This window comes from Rothia nasimurium, from assembly GCF_928382285.1.
Taxonomy (GTDB): domain Bacteria; phylum Actinomycetota; class Actinomycetes; order Actinomycetales; family Micrococcaceae; genus Rothia; species Rothia nasimurium_E.
The window spans coordinates 33,831-55,084 of the sequence record NZ_CAKMSS010000007.1; the positions used below are offsets into that span (position 1 = coordinate 33,831).

Consider the following 21,254-nt stretch of genomic DNA (forward strand, 5'->3'; position numbering starts at 1 on the left):
AGGTACATTAGATAGGTCTAGGCCCACCTGCACCCACTGCCGGGTGCTGGGGCTACCTTTGTGCGGGGCGCACACGGCGCCCCGCCCCGTTATTTTTGTGGAAGGCGCGGCTGTGCAGAATACGGATAACACCTCTGACCCCAAGAAAAAGGGGTTCTTCAGCAAGCTCATCTCAGGGCCCTGGTTCTGGGTACTGCTGGCAGTTCTCATTGCCGTGCCCATGATCTTCGCAAACTCCCTAGCAGCCTCAACCCGCGTTGATACCAACGTGGGTATCAGCCTGCTGAATGACGAGAAAGTCGTCAGCGCCAAAATCTTCGACGGCGACCAGCGCGTAGACCTGGAACTCAAGGAAGACTACGTGAACGCCGCCGGTGAGAACCAGGGCAAGAACGTGAGCTTCTACTACGTACAGCCCCGCGCTACCGACGTTGTCGCGGCCATGGACAACGCCAACCTTGAGTCCTACACCGATCAGCCGGTGCAGACCAACTGGTTCACCTCCATGCTGTCCTTCATCCTGCCTTTCGTGATCCTGGTGGCCCTCTTCTGGTTCCTGATGTCACGCATGGGTGGCGGCAGCAACCAGATTATGAACTTCTCCAAGTCCCGCGCTAAGAAGTTCAACAAAGACAACCCCACCGTGCGCTTTGCCGACGTTGCCGGTGTTGACGAAGCCCTAGCAGAACTCGAAGAGGTCCGCGAATTCCTCGCCGAACCCGAAAAGTTCACCCGCCTGGGCGCCAAGATCCCCAAGGGCGTACTGCTCTACGGCCCTCCCGGCACCGGTAAGACCCTGCTCGCTAAGGCCGTAGCCGGTGAAGCCGGCGTCCCCTTCTACTCCATCTCCGGTTCTGACTTCGTTGAAATGTTTGTGGGTGTGGGCGCCTCCCGCGTGCGCGACCTCTTCAAGGAGGCTAAGTCCAACAAGGCCGCTATCATCTTCGTCGACGAAATTGACGCCGTAGGTCGTCAGCGTGGCGTCGGCATGGGCGGCGGTAATGACGAACGCGAGCAGACCCTCAACCAGCTGCTGGTTGAGATGGACGGCTTCGACGGCACCTCCAACATCATCGTCATCGCGGCAACCAACCGCCCCGACGTGCTCGACCCCGCCCTGCTGCGTCCGGGCCGCTTCGATCGCCAGGTCGGCGTTGACGCCCCCGACCTCAAGGGCCGCCAGCGCATCCTCGAAGTGCACGCAGCCGGCAAGCCCATTGACCGCCGTGTTGACCTGGCCTCCGTCGCCAAGCGCACCCCCGGCTTTACCGGTGCTGACCTCGCCAACGTCATGAACGAAGCTGCCCTGCTCACCGCCCGCGACGGCGGCAACGTGATTGATGAACGCGCTATCGACGAGGCAATCGACCGCGTCATGGCAGGCCCCCAGCGTTCCTCCCGCATCATGAGCGAGCACGAGCGCACCGTCACCGCCTACCACGAAGGCGGTCACGCCCTGGTCGCAGCTGCCCTGCGCAACTCAGCACCCGTCACCAAGATTACGATTCTGCCGCGCGGCCGCGCCCTGGGCTACACCATGGTCATGCCTCAGGACGACAAGTACTCCACCACCCGCCACGAACTGCTGGACCAGATGGCCTACGCCATGGGCGGCCGCGCAGCCGAAGAGCTGATCTTCCACGATCCCTCAACCGGCGCATCCAACGACATTCAGAAGGCAACCGACACTGCCCGCAAGATGGTCACCGAATACGGCATGAGCGCCAAGGTCGGCTCAGTACGTCTAGCTGCCAAGGAATCCGACCCCTTCCTGGGCGGTGGTGCTGGCGGCGGCAACAACTTCTCTGACGAGATGGCCTACCTGGTGGACCAGGAAGTCGCCGCCCTGCTGGAGCAGGCCCACGATGAGGCCTACGAGATTCTGCGCGATAACCGCGATGTACTCGATGCCCTTTCCTTGGCCCTGCTCGAGAAGGAAACCCTGCTCGAGAACGACCTGGCGGAAATCTTCGCAGGCGTGCGCAAGCGCCCCGAACGCGACCACTGGTACTCCAAGTCCAACCGTGAGCCCTCTGCTCTGCCCCCGGTCAAGGTCGCTAAGGCAGAAGCCGATGAGGCTCCTGCCGCTGAAGAGCCGATCGTTCAGCAGCCCACCGTTGACCCCATGGATCCCGGTAACCCCCACCCCGGTGCCGCAGGCCCCGCGGGTAACCCCGATGTTGACCCCCTGGGAGGGCCCCGATAATGGCAGTTGACCAGCCCCGTATCGAGGCCGCTATTCGCGAGATTCTGCTGGCTATCGGCGAGGACCCCGATCGTGACGGCCTACTCGATACCCCGGCCCGCGTAGCCCGTGCCTACGATGAGATGTTTGCCGGTCTGCACCAGAGCGCCGGCGATATTCTGGGTACCACTTTCGACATTGACCACTCCGAGCTGGTTTTGGTCAAGGACATTCCCTTCTACTCGACCTGCGAGCACCACCTGGTGCCCTTCTTCGGGCACGCCCACATCGGTTATATCCCCGGTGGCGACGGCAAGGTAACGGGTCTGTCGAAGCTGGCCCGCCTGGTGGATGTCTACGCTAAGCGCCCCCAGGTACAGGAGCGTCTGACTACCCAGGTGATTGAGGCTCTCGAAGAGCATTTGCAGCCCACCGGTGCGATTGTGGTGATGCAGGCTGAACATATGTGCATGTCCATGCGCGGGGTGCGGAAGCCGGGAACCAAGACGGTGACGAGTGCCGTCCGCGGGGCCCTGCGCGATCCCGCTACCCGTGCCGAGGCGATGAGCCTGATCAACGCCTCCTGATTTCTCCCAAGGGGACCTGATTTCTAAAAAAGGACCGCATAATATGCGGTCCTTTTTTGGTTTTGCGGTCCCCTTAGCTCAGGCGAGCAGGTAAGCGAGTGCTAGCCTGGGTGCATGACCCTTCCTCACGCCCACGGTTCCTTCGCCAACCTGCCCACCGACCGCACCCTGATCATGGGGATTCTCAACGTCACCCCCGATTCCTTCTCAGATGGTGGCTTGCACGCGGACGCCGCCACGGCAGTTGCGCACGCCAAGACCCTGGTTGCCCAGGGGGCAGACATTATTGATGTGGGGGGCGAATCAACCCGCCCCGGTGCCACCCGTGTTGACCTGGCTGAGGAGCAGCGCCGCGTCCTGCCTGTTATTGAAGCTTTAGCTGCTGAGAACATCGTCATGTCGGTTGATACCCTCAACCCCGAAACCGCCCGCGCCGCCGTCGCAGCTGGCGCCCACATCATCAACGACGTTGCTGGCATGAGCCTGCGCGAAGACATGATTGAGACTGTCGCTGAGCTGGGCGTGCCCTACATTCTCATGCACTCGCGCGGTACCTCCATCACCATGGACTCCCAGGCCGTCTACACCGATGTTGCCGGTGAGGTCTTTAGCGAGCTCTTTACCCTGCGCGAGCGACTGCTTGCCGGGGGAGTGGCACCCGAGCAGATTATTCTTGACCCCGGCCCCGGCTTTGCTAAGCAGGGGGAGCAAAACTGGCAGATTTTAGCGGGTCTGCAGGCCCTGACAGCTGAGGGGCACCGGGTGCTGGTGGCTGGTTCCCGCAAGCGCTTTATCGCCCGGCTTTTGCAGGAGCAGGACGCCGCAGCCTCCGGTCTGCCGGCAGAGCAGGTTACTGAGCGCCCGGCTACTGAACGGGATGTTGCCAGCGCAGCCCTTTCGGTGATGGCAGCTGAGGCGGGAGCCTGGGCCGTGCGCGTCCATAATGTGCAGGCGACCGCCGATGCCCTGGCCGTGCGCGCAGCCTGGCGGCGAGCGTCCGCTCTCTCAAACTAGGTGGCGCAGGTAGCCATGAAACAGAAGCGTCATAAATGAAAATGTCTTTGTGACTTTAAGCGCTTTAGAGGTGGTGCTTTAGACCCGCTTAAGTACTATCCTTCCCAGCAAATACCCGGGTGAGACTATCTTTAGGCATGTCGAAGGGCACACATAACGGTCACTAACGGTTGCCCCCGCTGCGTGGATAATGGCTACAAAGCACCGGCGCTTCAACTCTGAACTGCCACCGGTGACCAGACTCGGTGAAAGGTGACCATGCACGATCACAGCTCATCGGCAGATACGCGAGACTACTCGCGCGCTGACCGCATAACGCTCACAGGTGTGGGTAGCGTGGGCTACCACGGGGTGCTCGACTCTGAAAAGCAGACCGGCCAGCCCTTCTTCGTCGATATCACCATGTTCACCGACTTTACCCGGGCCGCTGCCACCGACGATGTGGCGCACACCGTCAACTACGCCGAAGTAGCTGAGGTCATCCGCGAAATCGTCACTGGTGAATCCCTGGACCTCATTGAAACCCTGGCTGAGCGTATCGCTACCGCTGTGCTTGAGAAGTTCCCCCTGCTGGCGGTTGAGCTGACCGTACATAAGCCCAAGGCCCCTATCGAGGTGACCTTCGCCGATGTGTCGGTGACGATTTTTAGGGAGAAGCATGCCGGTTAAAGCCATTCTTGCCCTGGGCTCTAACCTGGGCAATAGCGAAGACACCCTGATTAAGGCAATTGGCGATATCTGCTCCCACGAGAAAATCGCGGTGACCAAGATTTCCCCCATCGCTATCACAGCTCCCGTGGGCGGCCCTGCCGGCCAGCCCGACTACGCCAACATGGTGGTTGAGATTGAGACCAGCCTGCGGCCCTTCATGCTGCTGGAATACACCCAGCAGATTGAGCAGAAGCACCACCGCACCCGCGACGTCCGCTGGGGCCCGCGTACCCTGGATATCGACATTATCGACATCGCCTCCCTGGAGATGGACGACCCCGACCTCACCCTGCCCCACCCGCGGGCTGCTGAACGGGCCTTTGTTCTGGAACCCTGGGCTCGTATGGACCCCGCTGCCCTCCTTTTGGGTTCATCAGTGCGTCAGCTGGCAGACGACGCAGCGGACGCCGGTGGCATCCGCGAGTTCCACCCCGCCCCGGTGGTCTGCGCGTGAAACTGCGAAGCCGGGCCCTCGCCCTCTTAGCGGGTGTAGGCGTTGCAAGCGGGGCGGTTCTTAACCTTCTGAGTGTTCAGTCAGGCGGCCCCGAGCTATCCCTGCCTGCCCTCACTCTGCTCGCTGCCCTCATCCTGGCAGGTCTGGCCCTCTACTTCGCCCGGCAGGTCTACCGGTATAGCCGGGTGGAGACCCGTAAGAACGCCGGTTCCATGAACCCCCTCATGGCCGCCCGGGTTGCTGTCTTCGCCCAGGCCCTGGCCCTCACTGGCGCCCTGGTCGGCGGCTGGCAGGTGGCTATCCTCGTCTACCAGCTGGGCCTGCTGACCTCCCGCGCTTTGGCGCAACCGCTGGTGGAAAGCTCTGTCGCTTTAGTCGGTGGACTGGTGATGCTGGTTGCCGGTATCGTCGCCGAGAACTGGTGCAAGATTCCTCCGGGAGATCAGGACGCCGGTGGTGGGGTTGGCGAGGTCAGCCCACAGACCGGTCCCCTGGCTCGCAATAAGCCGGACTCTTCTTCCTAGCCGGTAAGGTTTAGGCAGGCTTTCCCTCCGTGCCATAATGGTGTAGACCACATTTGAAGCATATAGAGGGTTTTTATAAGGTATGCCAGGCTCACGCTCGCTGCCGACCCTCTCGCTGGTTCGCTAGCGCTCACAAGGTGATTCACGCCCCGCCTTGCGGCGGATTCCGTTCGCTCTTGTGTGCTGACGCACCCGCTCACTCTATCGAGCCAGCAGCTTCGCTGTGAGCCTGCCTACCTACTTTATGAATAAGCCTTATACGTAACGAGAGAGCACCATGAACGAGCCGCAATTTACACCTACCCTGCCCCCGCTCGACCTTGATGGCCTGGGCAAGCAGACCATAGATCTACCCGAGGTCAGTTGGAAGCGGGTTTCGCCCAAGTACGTTCGGGTTAAGCTCATCACCTCTCTCATCTGGTCTCTTATTCTGCTGGGGCTGGCGTCCCTACCGCTTATCATGACGCTTGTGGTGGAGAGCTGGAACTGGGCACCCTGGGCCTACTGGGGCCTACCTGCCTTGGTGCTCATCTGGCGACTGTGGGTGCTAATACTGGTCAAGCGCCGGGTGCAGGCTATTGGCTACAGTGAACGCGCTGACCACCTGCTCAAGCGATCCGGCCTGCTCTTCCGTTCGCTCACCGCTGTGCCTTACGGGCGTATCCAGTACGTCGATGTGTCCTCTGGGCCGCTCGAAAATGCGCTCTCACTGGCCAGCGTTGAGGTAAAAACCGCGGCCAACAGCATCACTATTCCGGGCCTGGCCAAGAGCGAGGCTGACCAGCTGCGCGAGGTTCTTACCGACCTGTCGGACGCCAGAATGGCGGGCCTCTAAATGAGCGAACAGGTACCCACCTCAGAATCACCGGCGGTTTCCACCGATATCACCGCCCGCGAAGAAGCCGCCCTTACCTGGCGGCGGGCTCACCCGCTCTCACCCCTGGTGAGGGCCTGGCTGATTATCGTCGTGTTCGTCTACACCATCGCTAACAACCTGGTCGACGACCTCTTCACCGGCGAAGAACCCCTTGACCTGCGCGAACTCGGGCAGAGCGGCCCGCCAGATACCGTCTTTCTCTCCTGGACGAGCATCTTCGGGGGCTTCTGGTTCCTGGGAGTGCTGGCCGTCTTCTTCCTGCTCTTGCTGCTGCCCTTCCTCTCAACCTGGTTCTTTTACCGGTTTGCGGTCGATGACCACAATGTCTACATCAAGAGCGGCATGCTCTTCAAAACCGAGCGCAAGGCCCGGTTAGACCGCGTGCAGTCTATCGACGTCAACCGCCCCCTGATGGCCCGCCTGCTGGGCCTGGCAGAGCTTAAATTCGACGTGGCAGACGGAGATTCTTCTGCCCTGCGGGTGCAGTTCCTCAAGTACGCCGATGCCCGTGCCCTGCGCGAGCAGCTTCTAGCCCGGGTGCGCACCCTCAAAGCCGATGCGGCAGACTCCCCGGCGCCGGCGTCCGCTCCTGCCGACCAGCCCGCCCACCGCGACATGGCAGACCGCCTGAGCGACCATCTCACCGAGAATTTTCTGGGGGTTAAGGACGCCGGTGAGCAGCTTATCGTCAAGGTGCCGGTTGCGCGGCTGTTGGGGTCGATGGTGCTGAGCCTGGGCTGGGTCGTGGGCCTGCTTTTCCTCTTGGGCATGGGCGGGCTGATGTTCTGGGCAGAGATGTCCCTGGGCGCTATTTTCGCTTCGAACGTGGCGGTTATCCTGACTATCGTTTCGAGCGCCTGGAAGCGCTTTAACACCGGCTTCAACTTTTCGCTTTCCACCAGCCCGGACGGCCTGAAAACCCGCTTCGGTTTTACCGACACCACCACCCAGACCTTGCCCGAGGGGCGCGTCCAGCGTATTTCGGTAGAGCAACCCTTGCTCTGGCGTATAACCGGCTGGTACCGGGTCAAGGTGACCCTGCTCGGTAAGGGCGAGGGACAGGGTGAGTTTGCCGGTGAGCTGCTCCCGGTAGGCACCCTTGATGACGTGATGCGGGTGCTCCCCCTGGTGGTGCCGGCCCAGCAGGACGGCGGTGTTTCGCCTGCCCAGCTCATAGCCGGTTTGGCAGGTGGCGGCGCAGAACAGGACTTTACGGTCTCCCCGGCGTCCGCCCGCTGGTTTGACCCCCTGACCTACCGCCGCAACGGCTTCGCGGTAACACCCCTGCTCCTGCTGGTGAGGTCAGGTCGTTGGGTGCGCCGCCTCTCCTTTGTTCCGCACCGCAAGGTGCAGAGCCTTGAGCTGAGCCAGGGGCCCCTACAGAAGCGGGCTGGGCTGGCTCACCTGTCGCTGCGGGTTGCCGGGGGAACCCTGCCCACCGCGGTGCATAACGCGGACGCCGAGGTCGCCCGCGCCCTGGCTATCCGCCTGGCCCAGATGGGAGTTGCGCCTGCATCAGTGCCGACGTCTGCGGACAAGGGGAAAGGCTCCGGTACCTCTTCGCAGCTCCCGCCCTACGAGCTCCTACCTCTGCCCGATACTGAGATAGGAAACTGATGGGTTTACCTACAAAGGTTCCTGCACTTCAACTAAATCAGGGGGCCAAAGCCTTTGACGAGAATGTTATTTTCTCTGGTGCTTCTGTCACGCTGGAGCCAGGAGTGTATTACACTTTGACTGGCCCTAACGGTTCCGGTAAGTCGACCCTCATGAGCTGTCTTCTTCTGCACCAAGATTTAACCGAAGGGCAAGTGCTCATCGATGGGGCACCGGTGACCTCTGCGTCTGAGGCCTTCCGTTTACAGGTTTTTGGGCTCAACGACGCGCTGGGGTGGCTTCCCGGCCTAACCGTAGGGCAGCATCTTGAAATACTGGCCGATGAAGGCCCTAAAATCGCTCAAAAGCTGGGAATGGCTTCTTCTCAGCGTATGAGCGTGCGTCAGGCGCTAGAAGAACTTGGAGTACCCCAGGCTTATGACAGAGAACCACACACCCTGAGCTCTGGCCAGGAGCAACGCTCCCGCCTTGCGTCCTTGTTGCTCCGTCCTGCCCGTTACTACTTTTTGGACGAGCCAGAAAAGCGTCTTGATACTGCTGGAGTGCAGTGGATTGCTCAGTGGGCGGAGTCTACAGTCTCTGCTGGGGCAGCAGTTTGTATAGCCACACATGACCCGGAGCTTAACGCGTTGCCAGGAACTAAAAATTTGGTGTTTCCGTTGGAGACTGATGGGCTGGGTCTGGCGGCCGAGAACGCATGGTAGCGCTCAGGACGTTAGGGTATCGGCTCGGTGCGGTCTATAAGGTATTTTTCTACCTGGTTTTCTGGCTTGCTCTTGCAGGGTCATTCAGCGTCTCCCTGCGTCAGGTTCGAGGATCCTACCTATATTTCACATTAGAAGATTTCCAAGCGCCCGGTTTCTTTATGGGCGGTCTGCTGATTGCTGGAGCTGGGCTAGTCTGGCTCTTTTATCAGTTGGGACCGCTGGCTTACTCGCCGGCTGACCTCTTTTGGCGTTACTCTGGACTTTCATATCCCAGCCGTAATCCCTGGCATTTTCGGGCTATATGGGTTGCTTTAGGCACGTGGGTCCTGCTCTCCGTAATGCTAGCGACTATTTTTGCGCCGCTCTCGGTGACTTGGTTGGTGGGAACGGCACTGGGCGCTGTCGCGTTTGGGGTGCTTATGCTGCACGGTATGGCTGCGGCGCAGCTACTGGGACGGCTAAAGTTTCTTTTGGCCTGGGCAGGTCTGGCAGCGGTTACGGGTCTTCTATTGCTCATCGCTACGACCACCGATTCAGTCATAAGCGCAAACGTTGCTTTAATCTACTGTCTTGGAGTGCTTGTTCTGTCCCTCGGAATACTTGTAGCTCTTGTGTTCGTTATTTCAGCTCAGAATAGTCCTCTGGAACGGGTTGCTGCTACTCAGGGGTTTGGGAGAAGCACGCTGCTTCTATACGCCGTCCGTAATCTCAGCGGAGCACAGGGTTACCGCTACTATGGTGGGCAGGGCGGTACCTTCCGCAGAAAGCTTGTGAACTCTCGTCCTTACCTTCTATCGCTGGCTGCTTTAGCTGATAGCCTGGCCCCGCTCGTTCTCATTACCCTACTGAGTATCCCTCTGGGAATCTTTGTGGGGGTCGGTTTCGGAGCGTCTGGCATCGGTATCGTAACGATTGTAGGTGTCTGGTTGATTGCCTTCTTCTACCGCTGGCTACCGCGGGAATGGTCAGCCCAGCTGCCTCTTCGGCAGTGGCTTACAGCTCCTTATTTTTCAACCTTGTTGGGGTTTATCGTGGGCGCTGGTGTTGCTACGGTAATCTATGCCGTGGCAATGACCATCATCTTTCAGCTTCCGGGCATTATTACGGGTGCTGCTCTCTTTTTCGGGATTGCCGTGGCGCTAGGAGAGACTGACCCTCTACAGGAATACGACTACAGCCTTGTCGTTGCCCTGCCGTCGGGATTAGTGGTTCCGGTTCAGCCTCTGGTAGCTGCGAGTACCGTTGCTTTTCAGATTGGGGTGGTTGCGCTGGCCGTTTTTAGTGGCACTATTCAAGGGCTACTTATTCCCCTAGCCTTCTGCCTGTGGCGTCTTGGGCAGCACTACAGTAAAGGCCGTACCCGGTAAGAGACTGCCCCCGGTAAACTAAGCAGGCAGGACGCAGACAGAAAGGTGCCCCGTGCAAACCAGCAACCATCTTAAGCCCGCCCGCCTGGGCATCGGCGTAATCTCAGCAGGCAAGGTGGGGGCCGTGCTCGGCGCAGCCCTCCGTGCCGCTGGGCACCTGATTACCGGCGTCCATGCCGTCTCAGAAGCCTCCCGTACCCGGGCTGAGGCTCTGCTCCCCGGCGTCCCCGTCTCCACCATCCCAGAGATCATTACCACCAGTGAAGTGGTGCTCCTGGCCGTACCCGATGATGCTCTGCCTGATCTAGTTAAAGGTATAGCCGAAACCGATGGCTGGCGCCCCGGGCAAATCCTCATCCACACCTCAGGGCGGCACGGCACCTCCGTCCTTGCCCCCGCCACCGCTCAGGGAGCTATCGGCCTAGCCATCCACCCGGCCATGACCTTCACCGGCCTCTCCCTCGACCTGCCCCGCCTGGCCAACACCAGCTTCGGCGTCACCGGCCCAGCCCCCTTCACCCCCATCGCTCAGGCCCTGGTCGTTGAGATGGGGGGAGAGCCCGTCCTGATAGCCGAAGGCGACCGCCCCCTCTACCACGCTGCCCTTGCCCACGGCTCCAACCACCTGGTTACCATCATCGGCCAGGCCCTCCAAATCCTGGCCTCCATCGGCATCGAAAACCCAGCCCGCTACATAGAGCCCCTGCTCAGAGCATCCCTCGACAACGCCCTCGCCAACGGCGATAGCGCCCTTACCGGCCCCGTCGCCCGCGGAGACGCCCACACCGTTGCGGCCCACGCCCAAACCCTAGCCAGCTACGCACTCGAAGAAAACGCCGACGACGTCCCCGCCGCCTACCTGGCCCTGGCCCGCGCCACCGCCGAACGTGCCCACAGCCGCGGCGCCCTCACCGATGAGAGCTACCAGGCTGTGCTTAAAGCGCTCGCCGGGTAAACTAGGAGGGCGCAAAACACGAAAGGACCCCTCACCACCGTGACGAGTCAAACCCCCATCGCACACACCATCACCGATCTTGGCAACGAAATGCTGCTGGCCCTCACCACCGCCAGTCGCCGCCGAGACACCGGTGAAACCCTCGCCGCAGAGAAGCCCCTCACCGTAGGCTATGTAGCCACCATGGGTGCCCTGCACGATGGGCACGCCACCCTGATTCGCCGTGCCCGCGAACAGAACGATGTTGTGGTGCTCTCTATCTTTGTGAACCCCCTCCAGTTCGGGCCCAACGAAGACTACGACCGCTACCCTCGCACCCTCGAAGCCGATGCCGCCCTGGCAGCTGAAGCTGGTGTCGACGTCATTTTCGCCCCCACCGTTGAAGACATGTACCCCGGTGGCGACCCCAAAATCACCGTGGTCTCCGGCAAACTGGGTACCCTCTTTGAGGGCAAGACCCGCCCGGGCCACTTCGACGGGGTGCTGACCGTAGTCAATAAGTTCTTCAATATCCTCAAGCCCCTGGTCGGGGAGGCTAACCTCAACGCCTACTTCGGGCAGAAGGACGCCCAGCAGCTGGCCCTCATTCAGCGCATGGTCAAGGACTTCAACCACGATGTCACCATCAAGCCTGTGCCCGTGGTACGTGCGGACGACGGCCTTGCCCTCTCCTCGCGCAACCAGTACCTGAACGCTGAAGAACGCGAAGCGGCCCTGGTGCTTTCCCGCACCCTGGCAACCCTGCGCGAAAAGTACATTACCGGCAGCTTGAGCACAGAGGACGTCGCCCAGGCCCGTACCGCCATCGACAGCACCGACGGAGTGCACCTGGACTACCTCGAAGTCGTCGACACCGACACCTTTGAGGCCCCCCAGAGCGAACAGGCACGTGTGCTAGCGCTCGTGGCAGCCTACGTGGGCTCCACCCGCCTCATCGATAACATGGAAATCAACTAAGACCTCTATACCCAACCTAAGAACAGGTACATCATTGACTGAACAGGGCAACACCCCCGCCGAAACCACCGCCTTCGACCACGGCGTCTCAGAGCAGATGCAGATTCGCCTCGAAAAGCGCGCCAAGCTGCTCGAATCTGGCCGTGAAGCCTACCCCGTGGGCGTCCCCGTCACCCACACCATCACCGAAATCCGTGAGAAGTACGACGGCAAGCTCGAAGCAGACCAGACCACCGGCGACATCGTTGGTGTGGCCGGACGCGTCGTCTTCGTCCGCAACACCGGTAAGCTCTGCTTCGCCTCCCTGCAGCAGGGCAACGGCACCCGCATCCAGGCCATGATCTCCCTGGCCAGCGTGGGCGAAGAATCCCTGGCTGACTGGAAGGCCCTGGTTGACCTGGGTGACCACGTCTTCGTCAAGGGCGAGGTCATCTCATCCCGCCGCGGCGAGCTCTCCATCATGGCGGACGAATGGCAGATGGCATCCAAGGCCCTGCGCCCCATGCCCAACCTGCACTCCGACCTAAACGAAGAGACCCGCGTCCGCCAGCGCTACCTCGACCTGATGGTGCGCGACGAAGCCCGCGACCTGGTCATCAAGCGCGCCAAGATCACCCAGACCGTGCGTAACGTGCTGAACGACCACGGCTACATCGAGCTAGAAACCCCCATCCTGCAGCTCATTCACGGTGGTGCGGCAGCCCGCCCCTTCGAAACCCACCTGAACGCTTTTGACCAGCCCATGACCCTGCGCATCGCCACCGAGCTCTTCCTCAAGCGCGCTGAGGTAGGCGGCCTGGAACGCGTCTACGAAATCGGCCGTGTCTTCCGCAACGAGGGCGTAGACTCCACCCACAGCCCCGAATTCACCACCCTGGAATGCTACGAGGCCTACGCCGACCAGTTCGTCATGGCCAAGCGCATGCAGGAAATCATCATGGCCTGCGCCGACGCTGTGGGCGTACACCAGATCGAAACCGAAGCCGGCACCATCGATCTGACCGGCGAATGGAAGTGGCTGGGCGTCTACCCCGGCCTGTCCGAGGCCGTGGGCGTTGAGATTACCCCCGCCACCACCGCAGAAGAACTGCGCGCTATCGCCGAGAAGCACGAGGTCCCCGTTGACCCCAAGTGGGACGCCGAGAAGCTAGTCGTTGAGCTCTTCGGCGAAATCGTGGAGCCCACCCTGATTAACCCCACCTTCGTCTACGACTACCCGCCCTCAGCCCAGCCGTTGGCCCGTCAGCACCGCTCCGAGGCCAACCTGATTGAGGCCTGGGACCTGATTATCGGCGGTATGGAGCGAGGCACCGCCTTCTCCGAGCTCATCGACCCCGTGATTCAGCGGGAGCGCCTCACAGAGCAGTCCAAGCTGGCTGCCGGTGGCGATGACGAAGCCATGCAGCTCGACGACGACTTCCTGCGAGCCCTGGAATACGGTGCGCCCCCCATGGGCGGCCTGGGCTTGGGCATCGACCGCCTGATTATGCTCTTCACCGGCGTAGGTATCCGCGAGACCATTCTCTTCCCGCTGATGAAGCCCGAAGCTGAGTAAAACGTCCTAACGCTCTTGTGCCCGCCTGGCAGCCTGCCGGGCGGGCTTTTTCATGTCCTGTTTGCCAGTTACCTGGGGTAGATTGGAGGAAGTGTATCTGATGTGTTCAAAGGGCTTCGCAGGCTCGCGCTCGCTGCGAGCCTGCTACAGCCATTGTTTCGACAAGTCTTGTAAACCCGAGAAAGGTAGAGAAGAGATGGAATTCCTGATTGGCCTGGTTCCCTCCATAGGCGCGGGCCTGGTGCTTTATTTTATTTTGCGCTGGATGAATCGTGCTGACCGCACCGAGCGTGCTGCCCGCCGGGATATCGAAAAGGACGCCGAAGCCTGGTACCGCTCTGTAAAAAACGCAGAAGGAACACGGGATCCTTTTGGAACATCAGAAACTAAATAAAAGTCTTTTTGTTCTCTGAAGCGTGACTTTATTTCCTTTTTGAGAAAAGAATATGTACTATTTATTTTAGTCATCAAGGGTGACTAACTCGATTGCGTGCCCCACAGAAAAGGGTAGAGGCGGAATATCCTCTTATATGTGCTTCCCTACCCAAAACGCGATTGAGTTCATATTCCCTCAACAGATTCATCCAAGGAGAAAATAATGGCTCAGAAGGTCAAGATTATTCTTGAAGACGATCTCGACGGCGGCCCCGCAGAAGAAACCGTACGTTTCGGTCTCGACGGCGGCCAGTTCGAAATCGATCTTTCTAGCGCTAATGCTGCCCGTCTGCGTGACGCCATCCGTCCTTTCGCTGCTAAGGCCCGCCGCGTTCAGGGTGCCCAGCGCACCCCCGGCCGTCCCGCAGGTTCACGCACCACCGCTAAGCGCAACCCCGAAATCGCTGAAATTCGTAAGTGGGCCCAGGAAAACGGCTACGAGGTTTCTAGCCGTGGCCGTATTCACCAGAACATTCAGGACGCCTACTACAAGGCTATGGGCAAAGAAAGCAAGTAAATAATCTTCTTCTTGTCTCTATGAGGCGGAACCCGCTGAGCGGGTTCCGCCTCAATTATTTATAAGCGGCCTATAAAACATGCGTGTAGAAGAAAAATTGGGTGATGTTTCGGCAGGTCTTATCGAGTAAATGAAGCTTATTCAATAAGTGCGGGTGAAGCATGCTCACAGCGAAGCTGCTGGCTCGATGAAGTGAGCGAGTGCGAGCGCGCGAGCACACAAGAGCGAACGGAATCCGCCGTCAGGCGGGGCGTGAGGGTCAGGCTTACGCCTATTCCGCCCGCAGATTAATTTCCTCGCGCGCTCGGAATCTGCTGGGCTTCATCCAGCGTGAGCATGCGGAACCCTGATAAATAAGCCCCATTCATTCCGTGGCGAACAGCGCCCCGCGGGGGTGAAAACGCGCGTAATCTTTTGGGTAATAGTAAGTTTCCAAGGAGTGTTCAATGTTTGAACGGTTTACCGACCGCGCCCGTCGCGTCATCGTGCTTGCCCAAGAAGAAGCACGCATGCTGAACCACAACTACATCGGTACCGAACACATTCTGCTCGGTCTGATTCACGAGGGTGAGGGTATTGCGGCTCGCGCTCTTGAGTCGCTCGGTATTAATCTCACTGCCGTGCGTGACCAGGTGCAGGACATCATCGGTTCTGGCCCGCAGGCGTCCAGCGGTCATATTCCCTTTACCCCGCGCGCTAAGAAGGTTCTTGAGCTGTCGATGCGCGAGGCTATCCAGCTGAACCACGGCTACATTGGTACTGAGCACATCCTGCTGGGTATGGTGCGCGCTAATGAGGGTGTGGGTAACCAGATTCTGACCAAGCTGGGTGCTGAGCCCGCTAAGGTTCGTCAGACCGTGATGGACCTGATTTCTGGCTACCCAGGTAACAACAACGGTGAGGGTGGTAAGGAGACCGCCGGTGTGGGTGCGGGTAACTCCCGCGAGGGCACCCCGGCTGGGTCTGCCATTCTTGACCAGTTCGGACGCAACCTCACGGCTGCGGCGCGCGAGGGCAAGCTTGACCCTGTGATTGGTCGCCATAAGGAGATGGAGCGCGTTATGCAGGTGCTCTCTCGCCGTACTAAGAACAACCCCGTGCTGATTGGTGAGCCCGGTGTGGGTAAGACCGCCGTTGCTGAGGGCCTGGCTCAGGCGATTGTGCACGGTGATGTACCTGAAACCTTGAAGGACAAGCACCTTTACACCCTGGATCTGGGTTCTATGGTGGCGGGTTCCCGCTACCGCGGTGACTTCGAAGAGCGCATGAAGAAGGTGCTGAAGGAGATCCGCAACCGCGGCGACATCATTCTCTTCATCGATGAGATTCACACCCTGGTCGGTGCAGGTGCCGCTGAGGGCGCGATTGACGCTGCCTCAATTCTGAAGCCCATGCTGGCCCGTGGCGAGCTGCAGACTATCGGTGCAACCACCCTCGATGAGTACCGTAAGCACATCGAGAAGGACCCCGCCCTGGAGCGCCGTTTCCAGCCCATCCAGGTCGATGAGCCCAGCCCCGAGCTGGCTGTTGAGATTCTCAAGGGTCTGCGCGATAAGTACGAAGCTCACCACCGCGTGACCATCTCAGATGAGGCTCTGGAGACCGCCGTTAACCTGGCCCACCGCTACATCTCTGACCGCTTCCTGCCCGATAAGGCTGTTGACCTGATTGACGAGGCCGGTGCCCGCCTGCGTATCAAGCGCATGACCGCTCCGCCCGAAATCAAGGTGCTTGAAGAGCGCATTGCCAAGCTCAAGGGCGAGAAGGAAGAGGCCATTGCGGCTAACGAGTTCGAGAAGGCAGCTGACCTGCGCGATAAGGAGCAGAAGCTGGTTGCTGAGAAGGAAGAGGCTGAGCAGCAGTGGCGCAACGCTGGTGACGCCTTCGGCGAGGTGACCCCCGAGGTTATCGCCGACGTCCTTGCCTTCTCCACCGGTGTTCCGGTCTACAAGATTACCGAGGAAGAGTCCGGCCGTCTGCTCAAGATGGAAGATGAGCTGCATAAGCGCGTCATTGGCCAGGAGAACGCTATCAAGGCTCTCTCCCGTTCAATCCGCCGTACCCGTGCGGGCCTCAAGGACCCCAAGCGCCCTGGTGGCTCCTTCATCTTCGCCGGCCCCACCGGTGTCGGTAAGACCGAGCTGGCTAAGGCCCTGGCTGAGTTCCTCTTTGGTGACGAGGACGCCCTCATCACCCTGGATATGTCGGAGTACCAGGAGAAGCACACCGTGTCCCGCCTCTTCGGTGCCCCTCCCGGCTACGTTGGCTACGAGGAGGGCGGCCAGCTGACCGAGAAGGTCCGCCGCAAGCCCTTCTCCGTTGTGCTCTTTGACGAGGTTGAAAAGGCTCACGCTGACCTGTTCAACTCCCTGCTGCAGATTCTGGAAGACGGCCGTCTGACCGACTCCCAGGGTCGCGTGGTGGACTTCAAGAACACCGTCATCATCATGACCACCAACCTGGGCTCCCGCGAAATGGCCCGCCGTGTACCCGTGGGCTTCCAGCAGGTCGGCGACGACCAGGGCTCCTACGAGCGCATGCAGGGCCGCGTGATGGAATCCCTCAAGGAGCACTTCCGCCCTGAGTTCCTCAACCGCGTGGACGACATCATCGTCTTCCCCCAGCTCTCCGAGTCTGAGATTCTGCAGATTGTTGACCTCTTCGTTGCCCGCCTGGCCAAGCGCCTGGCTGAGCAGGATATGTCAATCGAGCTGACCGATAAGGCTAAGGCTCTCATGGCAGCTAAGGGCTACGACCCCTCCATGGGTGCCCGCCCGCTGCGCCGCGAGATGCAGCGCAACCTGGAAGACCCGCTCTCTGAGAAGATCCTCTTCGGCGAGATCAAGTCCGGTGAGAAGATCACCGTGGACGTTGAGGGTGAGGGTGACCTGGCTAAGTTCACCTTCTCGTCAGCTCCCCTGGGTGAGTTGGACGCCGAGGCTTTTGATAAGGCCTTTGGTGAGGATGAGAAGGAGCTGCCCGCAATCCCCGAAGCTGAGGTAGCTAACGAGACTGCCGAGCAGCGTTTCGAGGCTGAAGAGGCCCGCGAGGCCGACGAACGCTAAGCCGCGTTTATAACCTTAAGCCGCCTGTGGCGTCCTGATACCAAGGACGCCGCAGGCGGCTTTGTGTTGCGCTGGTAGGTTCGTGATGCTTCTGTGATGGCTCTTGATAAATGTAACCAAAGCTTGACCAAGTTTTCAGCTTGTGCCCAGCTCTTTAAGGCTTGCGCTCAAGGCTGGCTTGCCATACTTGAGTCATACGGTTCGACAGAGCCCCTGAAGACTCAAAGCCCCGGTGTGTGGGGCTACTTTAGGACAAGAAGACTCTTGTGTGTATGTGTGTGTAATGATGTAAATCAGCTCTCGCACCGCTTAGCGGTCGGGGGCTGATTTATTGCTTAAGGGCCTCTGTGTCTCATGCGGCTTTGGCCCAGAGTAGGCCGGGCAGTAGCCTTGAGGAATGACTGATGTGACCGTCCGCCCCGCTACCGTGCACGATGTGCCCGCTATTCAGAGCCTGGTGCGCCCCCTGGCCCTTGAAGGAATCCTGCTTGATAAAGAGGCGGTGGCCTACTACGAGGCTATCCAGGAGTTCCTCATTGTTGAGGACGCCGCCGGGCAGGTTCTCGGCTGCGGGGCCCTGCACGTGATGTGGCAGAATATCGCTGAAATTAGGACGCTGGCGGCAGCTCCTGCTGCGCGCGGTCGGGGAGTGGGGCACGCCCTGGTGGCCGCTCTGGTGGAGCGGGCCCGGCGGCTGGGCGTAGCCAGTGTTTTTTGCCTGACCTTTGAGGTGGATTTCTTCAAGCGCCAGGGGTTTAGGGTGATGGAGAACCAGGATCAGATTGACCCTGAGACTTTTATGGAGCTGCTGCGGTCGCACGATGAGGGTGTGGCTGAGTTTCTTGACCTTGCCCGGGTGAAGCCCAATACGCTGGGAAATACCCGGATGATTCTGGAAATCTAGGGGGCTGGGCTGGAGGTTTTCCTTCTGCAGGTCTGGAATATGCCCGGCTTTTAAGGTAATCTAGTTCACAACTTCTGAAAGGTGTGAACCATGAATCATCAGGATTTGCAAGGAACATACCGTCAGAAAAAGCGACCCGGCATCGTTGCCGGCGCCGCACTCGGCTTGAGCCTTTTGCTCGCCGTTGCTGCCTCGTTTTTCCTGGCGGGAACTTCAACTTTAGGGCGCTCACCGAGCAGTGAGCCTATTGAACACATTACGGTGACCCGTAAGGCAGCAGTACCCGGCTATTCCGACGCCCAGTGCTGGCAGGCTTTCACCCGCGTGGCCGAAACGAATATTCTGGGCAAGGAGCTTCTGGCCCATAAGTTCTCCGTTATCTGGTGCGCGAAGGACGGCGGCATCGTCTACCAGCAGGACGCCACCACGGTTGACTACGAGGGCCCTAACATGCGCTCAGACCCGCCTGCTAACCCCGACTATTCACTGGCCTATGAGCTGGATTCCCTTGAGTCATACCGCACGGTTATTGGCCGCATGGTGAATAACAGTAGTGGCCTGCCGAGCTACGGTTTTGAACGGTGTGTGGCCTTTACCCTCGACGCTGAGGGTACAGCGGAAGGAGAGCTCTCGTGCGTTCCCAACTAGACCTTGATCAGGTACCCGGTACGGTTCTGGCTGAGAACGGTCGCCCGGTCTTTTTGCAGACAGTACCCGGCCTCTTTGCGACCTGGGTTTATCCGCTTGCTCTGATTCTGCTTTTGCTGGTGAACCAGCCCCTAGCCCTGTGGCTGGTGCTAGCCGCTGGTGTTTATGCCCACGGGGTGCGCTACCCCAGGGTCTATGAGGTCTTCTACCCGGTCTACTTCTATCTTTCGGTAGTGCTTGTGGCCCTCCTGCCCGTGGTACACCTGGTGCTTACCCTGGCAACCGGGGTGAGTGTGACGGACGGGCGTCCCTAGCCCCATCGAGAAAGCGAGGAGAACCGTGAAAACGAGGCATCACACCATCGTGCTAGGGCGGGTATGTACCGCTGTGCTGGTTATTCTGCCCCTCTTGCTGGGCTGGCTTGTTTCTAGCCAGCAAATGAAGAACTGGGACCACATGCGGAATAATGACGGTGCGCTACTTGTATCGGTGAACTCCTGGAGCGTTAGCAACCTGGTGACGGGATCAACCCGCGATAAGATCACCGAAAAAGAAGCGGCCCTTTATGCAGACCATCAGTGCTGGCAGGCGAGTACCCCGGTGACAGAAGAAAACCTGCTGGGTTCTGACCTGACCACCACGGTTTTCTCACTGGGCTGGTGTACCGACGGCTCTGCCATCACCTATCTGAGCAACCTCACCTACACCTCATCTAGCTTTTCCCTGCTTGGCGATAACTCGGTCTACGACAGGGAGCCTGAGGTATGGGAAGAAAAGGGTTCGACAGCCCGGGTATCGGTGGTACGGGAGTTCAACCGCACCAGCCTCAACAGCTATGGCTACACCCGTTGCGTGAACTTCTTCATTGACAGCGAGGGTACCGCAGAAGCGAGGCTGACATGCTAAAGAGAACAGACACCCACTACGACACCACCGGCCGTCAGGTCTACCTCAACTACCGGCCGGGCTTCTTCGCCCAGCCCTGGTACCCGGTGCTGGTCTTTGTGCTCCTTATTCCCTCTGCTCAACTCTTGTCCCTTATTCTGCTCATCGCAGGCACATACGCAAACGGGGTGCGCTACCCCCGCCAGCACGGGGTCTTCAAGCGAGGCTACTTCTTCTTCTCCTTCATTGCTGGAGTGGTTATTCCCTTCGCAGCGATTTTCTGGGGTAGCGCAACGGCCGTGAGCTTCGGTTAAAGGCTGACCCTGCCGCCCTCAACCTGCCGGGCGAGGCCGTCCGCCAGGAGCCCCGAGAAACAGCGCTCAACCTGCTCCGGCGGGGGAGTGAGCGCCCGCAGCTTCGCAACAGCAGGAACAAGACCCTCGGGAACAACCATATCTACCCGCCCCACACTGGTCAGCAGCTGGTCCGGCACCGGCTCCTGGGCGGCGCGCAGCACGCCCATCATGGCACCCCGCAACTGGCGGTCGGTACCGGCCCAAGCCTGGCCCTTAGGCACATAGTCGGCCTCGGGGCATCCTGCCGCAACCCAGGCACAGGAATCCACCACCGGGCAGCGCTCGCAGCTCGGGGCTTTAGCGGTACAGATGAGCGCTCCCAGCTCCATGACCGAGACATTCCACAGGCAGGACGTCGCCAGGTCAGCGGGCATGAGCTCGTCAGCTAAACGGGTTTCGGCTGCTGTGAGTGCCTTAGACGGCAGCGCCTTGCCCGAGATAAGGCGGGCATGGACCCGGCGAATATTAGTATCAATCACCGTGGCCCGCGCCCCAAAGGCAAACACAGATATAGCCGCAGCGGTATATGAACCTACACCGGGTAAAGCCAGCAGCTCCTCGTAGCTGCCGGGTACCTGGCCACCGTGCTTCTGAACGATAGCCTGGGCCGCAGCATGCAGCCGCAGGGCTCGGCGGGGGTAGCCCAGGCGTCCCCAGGCACGCACAGCTTCACCGGAATCCTCAGCCGCCAAATCAGCGGGAGTAGGCCAGCGCTCCAACCAGGTTTCCCACACCGGTAAGACCCGCTTGACCGGAGTCTGTTGCAGCATAAACTCGCTAACCATCACCTCCCAGGGCGTATTACTCCCGGTACGCCAGGGCAAATCGCGGCGGTGCTCCAGGTACCACCCGTTAATCTCGGTGTGCAGGTTTTCAAGTTCCTGGGGAGTGAGCTGGCTCAGCGGCAAAGTAAAAGACACTCCAACACTCTAAA

22 protein-coding genes are annotated in these 21,254 nt (G+C 59.9%); 21 read left to right on the plus strand and 1 reads right to left on the minus strand.

Features of this window, described 5'->3' with window-relative positions; genetic code table 11:
* Nucleotides 1-112 precede the first annotated feature (112 nt).
* The 21 genes from ftsH to L6758_RS08455 all read left to right on the plus strand — a co-directional run bounded on the left by ftsH (nucleotide 113) and on the right by L6758_RS08455 (nucleotide 20,278).
* Complete coding sequence (gene ftsH, locus L6758_RS08355; RefSeq protein WP_272878406.1) at nucleotides 113-2,206, plus strand: ATP-dependent zinc metalloprotease FtsH; 2,094 nt, start codon at nucleotides 113-115, stop codon at nucleotides 2,204-2,206.
* Entirely contained in the window at nucleotides 2,206-2,772 is a 567-nt protein-coding gene (gene folE / locus L6758_RS08360) for a GTP cyclohydrolase I FolE (RefSeq protein ID WP_237205595.1), read from the plus strand. The genes ftsH and folE overlap by 1 nt, the downstream gene beginning before the upstream one ends.
* Nucleotides 2,773-2,886: 114 nt before the next feature.
* Complete coding sequence (folP, locus tag L6758_RS08365; protein ID WP_237205596.1) at nucleotides 2,887-3,786, plus strand: dihydropteroate synthase; 900 nt, start codon at nucleotides 2,887-2,889, stop codon at nucleotides 3,784-3,786.
* Nucleotides 3,787-4,044: 258 nt separating this feature from the next.
* Complete coding sequence (gene folB, locus L6758_RS08370; RefSeq protein ID WP_237196340.1) at nucleotides 4,045-4,455, plus strand: dihydroneopterin aldolase; 411 nt, start codon at nucleotides 4,045-4,047, stop codon at nucleotides 4,453-4,455.
* On the plus strand, nucleotides 4,445-4,951 hold the full coding sequence (gene folK, locus L6758_RS08375) for a 2-amino-4-hydroxy-6-hydroxymethyldihydropteridine diphosphokinase (RefSeq protein WP_237205597.1): 507 nt from the start codon (nucleotides 4,445-4,447) through the stop codon (nucleotides 4,949-4,951). Before folB ends, folK begins: the two co-directional genes overlap by 11 nt.
* Entirely contained in the window at nucleotides 4,948-5,475 is a 528-nt protein-coding gene (locus L6758_RS08380) for a DUF3180 domain-containing protein (RefSeq protein WP_237205598.1), read from the plus strand. The genes folK and L6758_RS08380 overlap by 4 nt, the downstream gene beginning before the upstream one ends.
* A gap of 277 nt (nucleotides 5,476-5,752) precedes the next feature.
* On the plus strand, nucleotides 5,753-6,310 hold the full coding sequence (locus L6758_RS08385; RefSeq protein ID WP_237205599.1) for a PH domain-containing protein: 558 nt from the start codon (nucleotides 5,753-5,755) through the stop codon (nucleotides 6,308-6,310).
* Nucleotides 6,311-7,969 carry a PH domain-containing protein gene (locus L6758_RS08390; protein WP_237205600.1) on the plus strand — a complete coding sequence of 553 codons (1,659 nt, stop codon included), beginning with the start codon at nucleotides 6,311-6,313 and terminating at the stop codon, nucleotides 7,967-7,969.
* Complete coding sequence (locus tag L6758_RS08395) at nucleotides 7,969-8,673, plus strand: ABC transporter ATP-binding protein (protein ID WP_237205601.1); 705 nt, start codon at nucleotides 7,969-7,971, stop codon at nucleotides 8,671-8,673. Before L6758_RS08390 ends, L6758_RS08395 begins: the two co-directional genes overlap by 1 nt.
* The gene (locus tag L6758_RS08400) at nucleotides 8,667-10,043 is read left to right on the plus strand and encodes a hypothetical protein (protein ID WP_237205602.1); all 1,377 of its coding nucleotides are present in this window, start codon (nucleotides 8,667-8,669) and stop codon (nucleotides 10,041-10,043) included. Before L6758_RS08395 ends, L6758_RS08400 begins: the two co-directional genes overlap by 7 nt.
* A 52-nt stretch (nucleotides 10,044-10,095) precedes the next feature.
* Nucleotides 10,096-10,998 (plus strand): Rossmann-like and DUF2520 domain-containing protein, encoded by a 903-nt coding sequence (locus tag L6758_RS08405; protein WP_237205603.1) that lies wholly within the window; start codon nucleotides 10,096-10,098, stop codon nucleotides 10,996-10,998.
* Nucleotides 10,999-11,088: 90 nt separating this feature from the next.
* Nucleotides 11,089-11,955, plus strand: coding sequence for a pantoate--beta-alanine ligase (panC, locus tag L6758_RS08410; RefSeq protein ID WP_423816780.1), 867 nt, complete (start codon nucleotides 11,089-11,091; stop codon nucleotides 11,953-11,955).
* Nucleotides 11,956-12,052: 97 nt separating this feature from the next.
* Entirely contained in the window at nucleotides 12,053-13,510 is a 1,458-nt protein-coding gene (gene lysS / locus L6758_RS08415; protein WP_185174710.1) for a lysine--tRNA ligase, read from the plus strand.
* A gap of 196 nt (nucleotides 13,511-13,706) precedes the next feature.
* On the plus strand, nucleotides 13,707-13,904 hold the full coding sequence (locus L6758_RS08420; RefSeq protein ID WP_237196360.1) for a hypothetical protein: 198 nt from the start codon (nucleotides 13,707-13,709) through the stop codon (nucleotides 13,902-13,904).
* Between the two features lie 204 nt (nucleotides 13,905-14,108).
* The gene (locus L6758_RS08425; RefSeq protein WP_185174003.1) at nucleotides 14,109-14,462 is read left to right on the plus strand and encodes a histone-like nucleoid-structuring protein Lsr2; all 354 of its coding nucleotides are present in this window, start codon (nucleotides 14,109-14,111) and stop codon (nucleotides 14,460-14,462) included.
* Nucleotides 14,463-14,908: 446 nt separating this feature from the next.
* On the plus strand, nucleotides 14,909-17,527 hold the full coding sequence (locus tag L6758_RS08430) for an ATP-dependent Clp protease ATP-binding subunit (protein WP_237205605.1): 2,619 nt from the start codon (nucleotides 14,909-14,911) through the stop codon (nucleotides 17,525-17,527).
* A 397-nt stretch (nucleotides 17,528-17,924) separates the two neighbouring features.
* On the plus strand, nucleotides 17,925-18,431 hold the full coding sequence (locus tag L6758_RS08435; protein WP_237205606.1) for an amino-acid N-acetyltransferase: 507 nt from the start codon (nucleotides 17,925-17,927) through the stop codon (nucleotides 18,429-18,431).
* Between the two features lie 90 nt (nucleotides 18,432-18,521).
* The gene (locus tag L6758_RS08440; protein ID WP_237205607.1) at nucleotides 18,522-19,079 is read left to right on the plus strand and encodes a hypothetical protein; all 558 of its coding nucleotides are present in this window, start codon (nucleotides 18,522-18,524) and stop codon (nucleotides 19,077-19,079) included.
* Complete coding sequence (locus L6758_RS08445; RefSeq protein WP_237205608.1) at nucleotides 19,064-19,393, plus strand: hypothetical protein; 330 nt, start codon at nucleotides 19,064-19,066, stop codon at nucleotides 19,391-19,393. The genes L6758_RS08440 and L6758_RS08445 overlap by 16 nt, the downstream gene beginning before the upstream one ends.
* Nucleotides 19,394-19,418: 25 nt before the next feature.
* Nucleotides 19,419-19,985, plus strand: coding sequence for a hypothetical protein (locus L6758_RS08450; RefSeq protein WP_237205609.1), 567 nt, complete (start codon nucleotides 19,419-19,421; stop codon nucleotides 19,983-19,985).
* Nucleotides 19,979-20,278 (plus strand): hypothetical protein, encoded by a 300-nt coding sequence (locus L6758_RS08455; RefSeq protein WP_237205610.1) that lies wholly within the window; start codon nucleotides 19,979-19,981, stop codon nucleotides 20,276-20,278. Before L6758_RS08450 ends, L6758_RS08455 begins: the two co-directional genes overlap by 7 nt.
* Here the strand turns inward: L6758_RS08455 and L6758_RS08460 are convergent.
* The gene (locus tag L6758_RS08460) at nucleotides 20,275-21,240 is read right to left on the minus strand and encodes an A/G-specific adenine glycosylase (protein ID WP_237205611.1); all 966 of its coding nucleotides are present in this window, start codon (nucleotides 21,238-21,240) and stop codon (nucleotides 20,275-20,277) included. The two genes, L6758_RS08455 and L6758_RS08460, sit on opposite strands and share 4 nt — an antisense overlap.
* Nucleotides 21,241-21,254 lie beyond the last annotated feature (14 nt).